The organism is Desulfocurvibacter africanus subsp. africanus DSM 2603 (genome assembly GCF_000422545.1).
In the GTDB taxonomy this organism is placed as follows: domain Bacteria; phylum Desulfobacterota; class Desulfovibrionia; order Desulfovibrionales; family Desulfovibrionaceae; genus Desulfocurvibacter; species Desulfocurvibacter africanus.
Map to the genome: position 1 here is coordinate 65,178 of NZ_AULZ01000001.1, position 13,608 is coordinate 78,785.

General features: G+C 61.9%; 12 protein-coding genes. 9 read left to right on the plus strand and 3 right to left on the minus strand.

The annotated features are described in order from the left end of the window. Window positions 1-4: 4 nt before the first annotated feature. The 3 genes from H585_RS0100290 (at window position 5) to H585_RS0100305 (ending at window position 4,734) form a co-directional block, all read left to right on the plus strand. A complete protein-coding gene (locus tag H585_RS0100290; RefSeq protein ID WP_027366282.1) occupies window positions 5-577 on the plus strand; it encodes a 2-thiouracil desulfurase family protein in 573 nt (190 codons plus the stop codon). Beyond that, window positions 574-1,395 (plus strand): MogA/MoaB family molybdenum cofactor biosynthesis protein, encoded by an 822-nt coding sequence (locus H585_RS0100295; RefSeq protein WP_027366283.1) that lies wholly within the window; start codon window positions 574-576, stop codon window positions 1,393-1,395. The genes H585_RS0100290 and H585_RS0100295 overlap by 4 nt, the downstream gene beginning before the upstream one ends. A 501-nt stretch (window positions 1,396-1,896) precedes the next feature. Further along, window positions 1,897-4,734, plus strand: coding sequence for a PAS domain-containing hybrid sensor histidine kinase/response regulator (locus tag H585_RS0100305; RefSeq protein ID WP_027366285.1), 2,838 nt, complete (start codon window positions 1,897-1,899; stop codon window positions 4,732-4,734). A gap of 190 nt (window positions 4,735-4,924) precedes the next feature. Here H585_RS0100305 and H585_RS0100310 read toward each other — a convergent pair whose 3' ends face one another. Next, the gene (locus tag H585_RS0100310; protein WP_014258570.1) at window positions 4,925-5,692 is read right to left on the minus strand and encodes a response regulator transcription factor; all 768 of its coding nucleotides are present in this window, start codon (window positions 5,690-5,692) and stop codon (window positions 4,925-4,927) included. Between the two features lie 362 nt (window positions 5,693-6,054). Between H585_RS0100310 and H585_RS0100315 the strand changes: the two genes are divergently transcribed. Further along, window positions 6,055-6,642 (plus strand): RNA polymerase sigma factor, encoded by a 588-nt coding sequence (locus tag H585_RS0100315; RefSeq protein ID WP_027366286.1) that lies wholly within the window; start codon window positions 6,055-6,057, stop codon window positions 6,640-6,642. Window positions 6,643-6,743: 101 nt separating this feature from the next. Continuing rightward, a complete protein-coding gene (locus H585_RS0100320; protein WP_027366287.1) occupies window positions 6,744-7,994 on the plus strand; it encodes an SLC13 family permease in 1,251 nt (416 codons plus the stop codon). Between the two features lie 37 nt (window positions 7,995-8,031). Here the strand turns inward: H585_RS0100320 and H585_RS0100325 are convergent, their stop codons facing one another. Together H585_RS0100325 and H585_RS0100330 are read right to left on the minus strand one after the other, a co-directional pair. Then, on the minus strand, window positions 8,032-10,554 hold the full coding sequence (locus H585_RS0100325) for a PAS domain-containing sensor histidine kinase (protein ID WP_027366288.1): 2,523 nt from the start codon (window positions 10,552-10,554) through the stop codon (window positions 8,032-8,034). A 139-nt stretch (window positions 10,555-10,693) separates the two neighbouring features. Then, a complete protein-coding gene (locus H585_RS0100330; protein WP_244432457.1) occupies window positions 10,694-11,050 on the minus strand; it encodes a DUF1622 domain-containing protein in 357 nt (118 codons plus the stop codon). Between the two features lie 198 nt (window positions 11,051-11,248). On the opposite strand from H585_RS0100330, the gene H585_RS0100335 reads away from it, so the two are divergent. The 4 genes from H585_RS0100335 (at window position 11,249) to H585_RS0100350 (ending at window position 13,595) form a co-directional block, all read left to right on the plus strand. Further along, window positions 11,249-11,626 carry a VOC family protein gene (locus H585_RS0100335; protein ID WP_014258575.1) on the plus strand — a complete coding sequence of 126 codons (378 nt, stop codon included), beginning with the start codon at window positions 11,249-11,251 and terminating at the stop codon, window positions 11,624-11,626. A 543-nt stretch (window positions 11,627-12,169) separates the two neighbouring features. Next, a complete protein-coding gene (locus tag H585_RS0100340) occupies window positions 12,170-12,544 on the plus strand; it encodes an RNA polymerase sigma factor (RefSeq protein ID WP_237707661.1) in 375 nt (124 codons plus the stop codon). Window positions 12,545-12,553: 9 nt separating this feature from the next. Beyond that, window positions 12,554-12,868, plus strand: coding sequence for a zf-HC2 domain-containing protein (locus H585_RS0100345; RefSeq protein WP_027366291.1), 315 nt, complete (start codon window positions 12,554-12,556; stop codon window positions 12,866-12,868). Window positions 12,869-12,896: 28 nt separating this feature from the next. Then, window positions 12,897-13,595, plus strand: coding sequence for a flagellar hook assembly protein FlgD (locus H585_RS0100350; protein ID WP_027366292.1), 699 nt, complete (start codon window positions 12,897-12,899; stop codon window positions 13,593-13,595). Window positions 13,596-13,608: the final 13 nt, after the last annotated feature.

Consider the following 13,608-nt stretch of genomic DNA (forward strand, 5'->3'; position numbering starts at 1 on the left):
CGCCATGTCCGAAATACGTCCCGCCATCGTGGTCAGCCGTTGCCTCATGGGCGAAGCCGTGCGCTATGACGGCAGCCACAAGCACGCCCCGGAAATCATCGCCGCACTGACATCCCGCTTCGCGCTCATCCCGGTTTGCCCCGAGGTCGAAGCCGGCATGCCTACGCCCCGCGAGACCATGGATTTTCAGGGCGACCCGCGCCGGCCGGCGGTTATTGGCAAAATCAGCCGCCGCGACTTCACGCCCCTGCTGCATGACTGGTCGAGGGCCAAGCTGGCCGCGTTGGCCGGTTTGAGCGAACTGGCCGTGTGCGGGTTCTTCCTCAAGTTCAATTCGCCCTCCTGCGCCGCTGTCACGCGCAAGCTGGTCTTCGATCTCTACGGCCGGCCCCGGGGCGAAACTTTCGGTATTTTCGCGGGCCTGGCCATGCGCGCCTTTCCCGGCGCGGCCTTCGGGGACGAGTTCAGCCTCGCCGCTCCCCAAGGTCTGGAGAATTTCATGGCCCTGGCCCAGGCCAGGATTCAGGCCAAGATTCAGAAATATCACCACCGAGCAACACAGGAGAGCGCGCCATGACCTTTACCGTCTCGCTGCCCGAGCAGTTGCTTGCCCAGGGCATGACCTGCCTGCTGGTTTCCGATGTAATGGGCGGGGCTTCTTCATTCAGCCCGCTTGACCAACCCGACCAGCCAGGCCCTGCCATGATTGTCTGTCATGCGCCCCTGCCCGACCTGCGCGCCGGCACGTTCCTCGACGGCCCGCAAGGGCCTCTGTGTCAGGTCGAGTGGTCAGGCCGCCTGCCGGGTAACGGCACGGCCACGCCCTGCCATTGGCTGCGCATGGTAGCCGCGCCGCAGGCGCAAACCGGCGCGGACCTGCAGCTCGTCGCACGCGCGGAAGGCCTGTCGCTGGCCTGGGTCACCCTCTCGGACAAGGGCGCCCAAGGTCTACGCGAGGACACGAGCGGCCCGGCCATCGAGGAGCTCGTGGGCGCGCGCTATCCCCTAAGCCTGGCCAAGGGCTTCGTGCTGCCGGATGAGCCCCGCGCCCTGCGCGCTCTGCTCACGGACCTGGCCCTGGTGCAGGGTTTCGACCTTGTGCTGACCACCGGCGGCACGGGCCTTGCGCCACGCGACACCACGCCCGAGGCTACACTGGCCGCCATCGAGAAACGCCTGCCCGGCTTCGAACTGGCCATGACCATGTCCAGCTTGGCCAAAACGCCCCATGGCGCGATTTCCCGCGCCGTAGCCGGCACATTGGGCAGGACCATAATTGTCAACCTGCCCGGCAGCCCCAAGGCTGTGCGTGAGAACTTGCAGGCCATCCTGCCGGCTCTGGGCCACGCAAGCGAAAAACTCAAGGGCGATCCGTCCGACTGCGCCACGGCTTAGAGCCGACGCTAAAACACAGTGAGGAGGGTTCTGCCCTCCTCGCGTTTCACCCGCCCGGAAGGACGCCTCCCTGGACCCGTATAAGCCTGGACCAAACTGAATACTGGCGTCACTCACATTGAGAAGCACTTTTCTCGGATTGTGACAGACGCATCTCTGTTCCCAGCTTAGCTTCGAAAATTCGGGATAAGCACCTCAGCGGCCTCAACGGGATCTCCTGGTGCGCCTGCAGCTTGCCCTCGTCCACGTAATTCTTCACCTCACGCTCACTGATACTCAACACGAACGCGGTCTAAACCACTCGCAACAACAGCTTGCTCTTCAGGAGCAGCAAATCACTTCCATCTCATCCGCCGTCATCACATTTTGGTGCTTGCTGCTCCAGTACTCTGCGATATACGACAATCTCTCCACTGCTGTAACAGCTCCCTAGCTACAGCCACCCTGCGCACGCCAAAGGCCACCTCGGTGGTTTTTAGCGTACTGCCGGAGAGGAACAGTATGTCCGAACCAGACTTTAAAAGGATCGTCGAGAGCGCACCGGACACGATCATCGTCTTCGGCCCCGACGGACGCTACAAGTACGTCAGCCCGGCTATTCGTGAGGCCACCGGCGGGCTGCTCACTCCCGAGTGCCTTGTGGGCAAGCACCCCCGCGAAATCATCCATAATTCAAGTGATCTGCTGCGCCAGATGGAGTCTGCACAAACACGCGCTAGGGAGACTGGCAGTGATCAGGTCCTGTACTTTGACTTCGAGACTCCGATCGGCACGCGCCATTTCCAGGCCGTGATCCGTCCGGAACGGACCTGCCTGGGGCAGGTGGAGTCTTTCCTATCCATAGTTCGGGATGTGTCGGAGATGAGACGGCTGCAGGAGGAGCTTGCGGCAGCCAAGGCCAAGGCCGAGGAGCAGACAGAGGCGCTCAAGTGGTCCAACCGAGCGCTGGAGCGCCTCTACCAGGAAGTGGAGAAGCGCGTTGGGGAGCGTACGGTGGACCTGGAGACCGAGATCGAAGAGCGCAGACGGTCGGAGGAACGCCTGCGAGAGAGCGAGGAGCTGTACAGAGGCTTGTTCGAGTCGGTGTCGGAGGCCATTTTCCTCGTCCGGCAGTCCGACGGCCAGATCCTCATGGCGAACGAAACAGCATCCACGATGTATCGCTACTCCCGAGAAGAGCTGCTTCGGCTCAAGAACACGGACGTATCGGCAGAACCACATGCAACGAAGCAGGCTACCCACCACTTCAGGTCCTATATACCGGTGCGCTATCACCGCCAAAAGGACGGGATGGTCTTCCCCGTCGAGATAACCGCTTCCGAAATTGAGTTTCAAGGCGAAACCGCCCACATCATCGCCATCCGGGACATCAGCGAGCGGATGCACTCGGAAAAAAAGCTGCAGGAGGGCGAGGAGCGCTACCGGGCCGTCGTGGAAGACCTGACCGAGTTCGTCACACGGTTCACTCTCGCCGGGGTCATAACCTTCGTGAATGAAGCCGTCTGCCGGTTCCACGACACGCCCGCCGAGAATGTCCTCGGCAAAAACCTTTTCGACTTGCTTCCGTCATCCGTCAGCGACGAGTTGCGCAGACAGCTGGCATCCGCCACACCGGAACAGCCCCTCGTGTTCCTAACCCATCCCATTAATTCCCCGAGTGGCGAGGAGCGCTGGCAGGAGTGGATCAACCGAGCGTTGTTCGACGCGCACGGCAGGATCCTTGAGTACCAGGGAGTCGGGCGCGACATTACCGAGCAGAAGCGCGCGCAGGAGGCCTTGGCCCGCAGGGAGCAGGAGTTCCGGAACCTGGCCGACAACGCTCCGGACCCCATCGTGCGCTACAATCGGGACGTCGTGCGGACCTACGCCAATGCAGCGCTGTCGCTGGCCCTCGACGTCCCTTATTCCGAACTGATCGGCCAGGGTCTATCCGGCACGCCTATCTCCGCTGAAGCGCGCCAAGACTATGAACAGGCGGTTCGCGAAGTGTTCGATTCCGGTGAGGAAGAAATCTTCGTGCTCCAACTGAACCCAAAAAAGGGTAGCCTGCACATCCAGTATCGCCTTACCCCAGAATATTCCGAGGACGGTCAGGTGGAAAGCGTGCTGGCCATCGGCCGGGACATCACGGACCTGCTGCGTCTCGAACAGGAGCTCCGACAGGCCAAGGAGACGGCGGAGTCCGCCAGCCGGGCCAAAAGCACGTTCCTGTCCAACATGAGCCACGAAATCCGCACGCCTCTGAACAGCATCCAGAGCGTGATCGAGCTTCTGCCCTCGCTCGACATAAGTGGAGAGGCCGCCTCTTATGTCCGGATCGCCGAGCAATCGGCCAGCCATCTACTGCGCCTCATCAACAACCTGCTCGACTTGTCCAGGATCGAGTCCGGCAAAACCGAGCTGGCGCGCAAGCCGTTCGAGCCTCGCCACCTGCTGCAGGCGATCCTCAGGCCCTTGGCTGTCACGGCCGGGACCAAGGGACTTGATCTCGCGGTAGCCGTCGCGGATGACGTCCCCGCGCGGCTCATGGGCGACGAGCTGCGCCTGGGCCAGATTCTCATGAACCTGGTGGGAAACGCGATCAAGTATACGGACACGGGCCGGATCAGCATCAGCGTGAAGCGCGATGCGGCATGCGGCCGGGGAGATGGACGCATTCGGCTCCTCTTTTCCGTGCGGGACACCGGCATCGGCATCCCTCAGGACCGGCGCGAACACCTCTTCGAGGGCTTCAGGCACGTCCTGGACTTGGACCGTCCGAGCAGCGAGAGCGCGGGCCTGGGGCTGCAGATTTCAACGCAGCTCGTGGAGCAGATGGGCGGCAGAATATGGGTGGAGAGCGAGCTTGGACAGGGGAGCACCTTTTGCTTCACCGTCGTGCTGGAAGTAGCGGAGGCAGGGACGTGCGAGAGCAAGCAACCAGCCCGAACGCCCCAGTCCACGGCGCCACGCTCGCTCAGGATTCTCCTGGTCGAGGACAACCTTATCAATCAGATGCTCACTTCCGAAATCCTCAGGCGCAGGGGCCACGACGTGGCCACGGCCTCGGGCGGCCAGGAAGCATTGGACGCGCTCGCGTGCGGCAGGTTCGACGTCGTGCTCATGGATGTGAACATGCCCGGCATGGACGGCATTGAAACGACACGGCACATTCGGGAGGGGCGGACAGGCGATCCGGGCGTGCCCATTGTCGCCATGACGGCCTTCGGACTGGATGAGGATCGCGAACGGTTTCTGCAGGCGGGTATGAACGAGCACATCTCCAAGCCGTTCGCCATGGCCGAGTTGGAAAAAGTGCTTGCGGGCATCAGCTCAAGGGCGAGGACCGCAACGAGCTGACCGAAGCGCCGAGCGCACCAGCCCACATTTTGAGCAGATTGCTTTTAAGACGCCCGCTCCGGCGTTGACGGCGCAAGTGAATTTCACCTGCGCCTACGCGGCGGCAAGCCATGCCGACGCATGGCTCGCAGAGCATTTTCAAAAGCAAAATGCTCTAAAACAGGGCTTTTACACCCACCACTGGCGCAACTCAGCGGGACTTGAGGCGCGCTCCCGCCACCCAGGCGAAACCGGCGTCCTCATCGACGCGCTCCAGGCGTCCGCCGATCTTGTCCAAACGCTCCATATACATATAGCCCACACCGCGCACGGTGCGGATGCGCTCGCTCTCGTCTGGCTGGGGACCCAGTTTTCGGCGCAAATTGCTGATGTGCACATCCACGCTGCGGTCCAGGGGCGAGAGCTCCCTGCCGAGGGCGGCCAGGGACAGATCCTCCTTGGAGACGACTTGTCCTGCGCTACGCAGGAGCGTTTCCAAAAGGTTGAACTCGTTCTGGGTCAGGGTCAGGCGCTCCTCGCCACGCCAAGCCTGGCGCAACCGGGGCTCCAGGCGCAGGTCGCCGACTTGCAGCTCGCTATACGCCGAGCACTTGGCCTTGGAGGTGCGGCGCAGGATGGCCCGCATGCGGGCCACGAGTTCCCTGGGCTCAAAGGGCTTGGGCAGGAAATCGTCCGCTCCCATTTCCAAGCCCACGATGCGGCTCACATCATCACCGCGGCCAGACAGGATAAACACGGGCGGGCCGTCCTGCTTGCGCAGCATGTACAGCATGGTCAGACCGTCCACGTCGGGCAGGATAAGATCCAGAAGCACCAGGTCGAAACGGCCGGAAAGCGCAAGCTCCAGGCCCTCCTTGCCCGTGGATGCGATCGTGGCTTCCAGGGCCTCGCGGGAAAGGTATTCCACCAGCAGCTCGCCCAGGGCGATGTCGTCATCTATAATAAGTATGTTCTGCATAGGTTGTGCGCTGTTGCCCTGTTTTTGAATCGCATCTTCGGGATGGCCGTCGCATTGTCCTTATCACATGAGACATGCAAGCTTAGGGCTGTAAAGAGTTAGGAAAACGTAAAAAATACGTTAAGCCGAAATCTCCCTACATATTACAGCCACTCAACGTTAGAATTTCCTACATAGCCTATACATTTATTTACCCATCCTTGACCTTGGGCAGCCTGACCCTTGCAGATTGTCCGCATGTGGGCATCGCTTGGGGCGTTTCTTTCCGTCATACGGACCCGCAAGGCTCCCGCCGGGTTCCGCTGAACCTGGCAGGATTTGAAACCGGGAAAAAAATGCCGCCCATCCCACGAGGAGGAAAAATGTTCCAGGACATCATGACCGAACACAGCCAGACAACGCGCGACATGGATATCGATCTCGGTCGCCTGTGCAGCGGTGACAAGCGTTCGTGGGACGCCTTTGTCGAGGCCAATGCCCGGGTAATCTACTGGACCGCGGCCTCGGTGCTGCGCAAACGCAATCCGCACGCATCCGAAGATGCGGTGCGTGATGTCGCCCAGGAGGTCTTCCTCAAACTCGTGCAGCACGATTATCGCCTGCTGCGCTCCTTCGATCCGGCCAAAAGTTCCCTACGAACCTGGCTTGCGGTGGTCGCCCGCTCCACCACCTTGGACCACTTGCGCAAGGAAGTCCGGGCCACGCGGGATATGATCGAGGCCGAGTTGGATGAAATTCCTGCCGAGCCCGAAGCCGGCGACTCCTGCCCGGATATCCCGTTCGAGGCACTCAGCTCGCGGCAGCGCATGGTGCTACGGATGCTCTACGAGCTGGACATGGACGTGCGGGACGTGGCCAAGAACCTGGAGATCACCGAACAGACCGTGCGCAGCATCCGCCACCAGGCCCTGGCCAGGGTTCGCGCGCACATGCTGCGCGGCGAAGCCTAAGGCATTCCGCTCTCTCCAGCCCACGCAGCCAGTATTGCTTTCCGCCCGGCGTGGGCCTAAGACCTGCCGATCCTTCCATCCATATGAGGGTTGGCGCAGCAATGCATAGTTTGGTCCTTGCCGTCTTCGTCGTGGTCTATCTGGGCATGGCCCTTGGCCGCCTGCCTTGGCTGGCTCTGGATCGCACGGGCGTGGCCGTGCTCGGAGCCATAGCGCTCATGGCCGGCGGCGCGCTCACCGCGCGCGAAGCCTGGCTGTCCGTGGACGTGCCGACCATGGCCATGCTCTTCGGACTCATGGTCGTCTCGGCTCAGCTTCGCCTGGGCGGCTTCTACACGCGCGTGACGCGCGCCATCGCCGCGGCCGACCTGCCGCCGCAAGGCCTGCTGGGCTTGGTCATCGCGGCCTCGGCCCTGCTCTCGGCCCTGCTGGCCAACGACATCATCTGCCTGGCCATGACGCCCATCCTGGTGGAAGGCTGCCGCGAACGAAACCTCAAGCCCATGCCTTTCCTGCTGGCCCTGGCCTGCGCCTCCAACATAGGCTCGGCGGCCACGCTTATCGGCAATCCCCAGAACATGCTCATCGGCCAGATCACGGGCCTGTCCTTCACGGCCTACCTGCTGGACGCGGCCGTGCCTGTCGCCGCAAGCCTTGCGGCCTTGTGGGTCATCGTCTGCCTGGTTTTCCGGGACGATTGGGACGAGTCATGGCATGAGGGTGCTGCCGGAGTCGGAACACCCACGCAGGCCCCGGCCTTCAATGCCTGGCAGACCGGCAAAGGGTTGTTCTTTCTGGGCATCCTCATGGCTGTTTTCCTGGCCGGCGTTCCGCCGCGCGAGGTCGCGGCCCTTGGCTGCGCCGGCGTGCTTCTATTAAGCCGCAAGCTCGCCTCGCGGGACAAGTTCGCCCTGGTGGACTGGCCGCTCCTGCTGCTCTTCCTCGGCCTGTTCGTGGTCAACCACGCCCTGTCCGCCACGGGCATCCTCGATTTTGTCTATGCTTCGGCCGAGCGGGCGGGCATCGACCTGAACCACGGCGGTTGGCTGTTCGCGGCCACGGCCGTGCTGTCCAACATCGTGTCCAACGTGCCCGCGGTCATGCTCCTGCTGCCCAAGGCCATGGCTCCCGAATCCGCCCTTGTGCTGGCCCTGTCTAGTACGCTGGCCGGCAACCTGCTCCTGGTGGGCTCCATCGCCAACCTCATCGTGGCCGATCAGGCCGAGCGTTTCGGCGTGCGCGTGACCTGGGGCGCGCATCTGCGCGTGGGCCTGCCCGTGACGTTGGCGTCCTTCGCGCTCACCGGTCTGTGGCTCTGGCTGCGCTGGGGAGAGCACTTCGTGGGGCAATAAGCCGAAGAAAACGCTATCCGCCTGGCGACCGCCCGCGTCAGCCGCCTGACTTCCTGCATTTGTCCGCGTCCTGAACCTTCGCAAGCACCTTGTCCAGTTCTTCCAGATCAAGGGGTTTGGCGATGTAGTCATCCATGCCCGCGGCGAGAAACCGCTCCCGATCCCCCTTCAGGGCATAGGCCGTCAGGGCGATGATCGGTATATTCTTGTCCACTCCCGGCGGTGTGGACTCCCGGATGATCCTGGTCGCTTCCTCGCCGTCCATCTCCGGCATCCTGGCGTCCATGAGCACAAGATCGAAGCACTCCCGCTGAAGGGCCTCGATGGCCTCCCTGCCGTTCTCCACGGCCGTCACCTTGTGGCCTCTTCGTTCAAGAAGGCTCATGGCCAGGATCTGGTTGATCTGATCATCCTCGGCCAGGAGAATTTTGCGCGGCTCGAGACTTGGCCGGGGAACAGCCTGGACTTGCGGCTCGGGCTCCGGCCGGGCCGCCTCCGCCGGTTTAAGCATCACCGCGAATGTGAACGTGCTGCCCTTGCCGGGTTCGCTCTCGACCCAGAGCTTCCCGCCCATCAGCTCCACAAGCCGCTTGCTGATGGACAAGCCCAACCCTGTTCCGCCGAATTTGAGGTGCGCGTGGCCTCCGACCTGCGCGAAGCTCTCGAAGATTCTTCCGATCTGGTCCGCGGGAATGCCTATCCCGGTGTCGCTGACGGAGGCGAAAAGGCAGACCGCTGCCGGGTCCGGGCAGGATTCCAGCAAACCAAGGCTAACCGGGTCCGCCACCAGCACCTTGACGGCTATCCCGCCCTCCAGGGTGAACTTGACGGCGTTTCCAATAAGATTGGTGAAAACCTGCAGCAAGCGCCTCTCGTCTCCCTTCAGGCGAGCCGGCACGTTCGCATCGATGCGGGCGTCGAAGCGCAGCCCCTTTCTTTCCGCGTCCAGGGCCATTGTCGCAAAAAGGGCTTCCAGCGAGGCTCGCGCATCGAATGCATACTCTTCGATCTCGACCTTGCCCGACTCGATCTTGGCCAGGTCCAGGATGTCATTGATGATGCCGAGGAGGTTCCGCGCGGATTTTCTGGCCATGCCGAGATATGTGCCGCAGTCGACATTGGCGCAGCTTGCGAGAGCCAGTTCGGTCATGCCGATGATGCCGTTCATGGGAGTCCTGATCTCATGGCTCATGTTGGCCAGGAACTGGCTTTTGGTCCGATTGGCTTCCTCGGCGGCCTCCTTGGCTGCTTTCAGCTCGGACTCCATCTGTTTGAGGTCCGTGATATCCCTGGAGATGATTAAGGCGGACTCCACATCGCCATGCTTGTCACGCTCGGGAACGATACGGGCTTGGAAGATCCTCGACCCCGTGAGTGACGAAGACAATTCATACTCAAAGGTCTCCTCCTTGCCCGTGGAGAAGAGCCGTGCGACCCTTTTCTCGGCCCTTTTACTGAATTCATGCGTATATCCCAGTTGATAGACGGTCTTGCCTATTATGTGCGCTGGCGGAGCCCCTCGTATCCGCCCTCCGGCGGGATTGATGTACAGGTAACGCATGTCTCTGCCTATCCTGGCAATGATGTCGGGAGAATTCTCAGCCAGGTTTCTGTACTCCTGCTCTCTCCGAAGCAGGAGTTCCTCCGCCTTTCTGCGCTGCGAAATATCGACCTTGACGGAGATAACGTAATCCGGCTCGCCCGACGGCTTGCGCACCACGGATGCGGTGACTTCCGTCCAGACGATGGTTTTGTTCTTCCGGTAACATCGCCGCGCCAGCGAATAGGCCGGGATGTCTCCATCAAGCAGCCGCTGGATCAGGACGCGTTCCTCTTCGAGATCCTCGGGGTAGATGACGTCATAAATCGAAAGATTGGCAAGCTCCTCGCTTGAGTAGCCGAGCATTTCGCAATATTTGGTATTGACCCGGAGGAAGCGGCCGTCGGGAGCGGTTTGAGCCATGCCCACCGCGGCCTGGTCGAATATGGCCCTGAAGCGTTCTTCGCTCTCCCTAAAGCTGTCCCGCAACTGCTTCTGCGTGGTGATGTCCACCCAAAAGAGCATTCCGCCCCTGATGTTGCCGGCCTCGTCACGGATCGGTCCGGCATTGCAGAGGATCGGCACCTGGCTGCCGTCCGGGCGCAGGATGACGAGCTCCTCTTCCTCAACCACTTCCCCTGTGGCGATGGTGCGCACGAGCGGCCATTCCTCTCTCTTTACGGGTGTGACGCCGTCCGCCTTCAAGACTGCCACCCTCCGCAGGAGATTCTGATATGAACACCCTTGCATGTCCTCAAGCGATTTGCCGAAAGTCTCACGGCCGTAGCGGCTGACCATGCTCATGGTGGCATCAGGCCCCTCGGCGATGGCCAAACCCTCCGGAATGAACTCCAGGATCGCCTGCAGCATCCTCAGCCCATCTCCGGCGGTCTCCCCCCACCAGCCCTTCCCGGCGCGCCCGCGCTCGCTTTCGCGCAGCTCGCATTCGGCGAGCCGCCTTCCGAGATCATCGATCAGCCGGTCCTTGCGCTCCAATTCCTTTTTCAATTCTTCGGACATACACACGCTCCCTCAACCGTATCGGCTTCTCACCATACCACGATGAGCGAAAAGCGACAGGCCGGGCTTGGACGTCTATGGGCTGCGCGAGACCAGAGCAGGCTTTAACGAGCCTTATCCAAAGATGAAGGACGCGGCCTTAGAGCCCTGGGCTTGCATCGCTGCCCATCCTCCAGGGCAGACGGCCGTTGATCTCGATTTCGAGGGCGAAGGACAGGAAGGTGCGAATGATCACGAGCAGGCCCAGCACTCCCAGGTCCCGAAAGCTGGGCTGCACCGAGACCGTGTTGATGATGTCCGCTGCCACCAGAAATTCCAGGCCCAGCAGGATGACCCGGCCCAGGTTGCGGCGCAGGAGATGGTATGCATGGCTGGCCGGAACGCCGCGCAGGATTCCCGTGGCGTAGCGCCAGATAAGGGTCAGCGCGCCCAGGACGATGACGGCGATGCCGCTGGCCTCGAGGGCGATGACGATCATTTCGACGAAATGCTTCATATCCACGCTGGCCTCCTGGGCAACGCGGCCAATGCGGCTCGGTGCCAATCCCCTCAATGTATGGTCAAAAAGCCCCGAAGAGGCAAGTGCAGCGAGCGGTAATGAAAACCTTGACGTAAGGCCGGCCTTCGCCCATCAGTGGTTGAAGGATCCGCGATCACTCGACAAGCGCGTTCGGAGCACAAAGGAGCGGACACAATGACCGTCAGCGAGCAACCCGTGGTCTGGTTCTCCATTCCGGTCCTGGACCTGGGCCGGGCCATGGATTTCTATGCCGCCATGCTGGACATCACGCTCAAGCCCATGGGCATGGATGGCCAGAACATGGCCTTCTTTCCCGCGGCCAAGGGTCAGCCCTCGGGAGCCCTGGTAGCCGATCCCGGCAACCATCCCAGCGTGGCCGGCACGCGCGTATACCTGAACGGCGGCGAAGACCTGCAGGCCTGTCTGGACCGCGCCACCAAGGCGGGCGGCAAGGTGGTCATTCCCAAAACAGAGATAGGCGAAGGCATGGGCCACTTCGCCCACGTGCTGGATTCGGAAGGCAACGTGGTCGGCCTGTACAGCCCCAAGTAGCCACAAGCGGGACCTCGTTCCCGCATTTACTCCGTCATTGCCGTGGGCCGATTAGAGCCGGGCAGCGTACAGCTGGCCGGCTTTAGTTTTTTCCGGCGAGCCACACCGCCGGCCCAGCCACGACCCCGTCAGTTCCCAATAGTTTTCTCCTTCATACCTGATTTCGCACCCGACTCCGCGCCTAACCCGCGCTCGCCCTCTTGCGGTTGCTCGCCGCGAAGCTCGTGCAAACTATTTTTCCGAGGGCCATGGATGTTCTCACTCCCCTCCTACGTATAAAGAAGTGAAGATGGAGAACTGCATGTTCATGCTGGTTCGCCAAGCACTTCAGGTTATCAAGGAGGATAATGAATCATGGAATCCCTGCTCCCTTCCCTGAAAGCATTCAAAGTGCCGTGTGAACCGCACAAAAGCGATGCCCTGGCGCAAGCTTTCATGCCTTACATATACGCGTCAGTATATAGAGTGCTTGTTTCCAGGCGCTGCGGAAACATACGGCATCTCGCCAAAGCAATAAGTCTTGGCATCTACACCAAGCTTACCATGGACGACTGCAAGGCTCTCAACAGCTTTGACGGGCGCAAGTGCAGTTTTGAGACATGGCTTTCTTTATACGCCGAAAAGGCGGCCCTCAACCACATCAGGCAGTCCCTTTACCCGACCTCCCAGCTTTCGACGATCTTCGCCGCCATGGGCGTGGACGTGGCGGGCAAGGAGGAGGCCATCGACCGCCAGGGCGACATCCTGGAGCCCACGCACAAATTCGTCCTGCGGCTCCTCTACGACGAGAGCCTGAGCTTCGAGGAGGCCGCGAACGTTCTGGGCGTTGCCCCTCAAGTGGTGCGCAGCCTTGAAGGCGAGGCCTGGGGGCGCATCCGCATGGCCTGCCGGCCGGCGATCTGCGAGCTGGCCCAATAGGAGGACGCCATGACTCCACTGTTGAAAAAGGTTCTCTCCAGGCTCGCCGCCAAGCGCCTGCTGGACGGCATCCCGGGCCTGGAAACCTCCTGCCCGCCCCTGGTCGAGCTGGCCGCCTACCTGGACGGCCGACTGCGTGGCAGGGAGAGGCGGGAGGTCGAAGGTCACCTGGCCGGCTGCGCGGGTTGCCGGGCCGGGATCATCGAGTTGCGCCACATCCTGGGAGCCCTGGCGATCGAAACTCCCGGGACGCCCGAGGAGGTCCTCCAGGCGGCCAGGAACATCGTCAAAGACCAGTGCGCCAGGCAGGCCTGCGCGCGCTGAACCGACATATTTCCAAGGAGAACGAGCCATGTACATCGACGTTACGTCCTACCTGAACAGCACCATGCCCGAGGCCGATGCCGAACCGTCCTCCTCCCTGGACCAGGACGACTTCCTCCAGATCCTCGTCGCCCAACTGGAGCAGCAGGACCCGACCGAACCCACGGACAACGCCCAGATGGTGGACCAGATGACGAGCTACGCCCAGCTTGAGCAGCTCACGAACATCTCCACGGCCATGGACACGCTCATCGCCGGCATGGCCAGCCTTGGTGCGACGCAGGCCGCGGGCTACATCGGCATGGGTGTCGAGGCCGGCGGCTACACCGTGGCCAAGGACGGCGAGAGCATCTCCCCCATGACCTACACCTTGGGCTCGGACGCGGAATCGGTCTCGGCCTACATCTACGACGAGAACGGCGACATCGTGGATACGGTCATTCTGGGTTCAGCCCAGGCGGGCGCCCACGATTTCCAGTGGGACGGCCTCGACTACAACGGGAAAGAGGTGCCCGACGGCACGTACTCCGTCGGCTTTTCGGCCGAAGCCGAGAACGGCGACGCCGTTTCCGTCTCCACCAGCGTCACGGGCACGGTGAAGGCCGTGTTCACCCAGGACGGCACCATCTACCTGAAGCTGGATGACGGCCGCACCGTGAACCTCGACAACGTGACCAGCATCACCCGGGGCATCCAAAACGACCAAGACGACCAGGCCGACGCGTAGCGCTCGCCCGGCT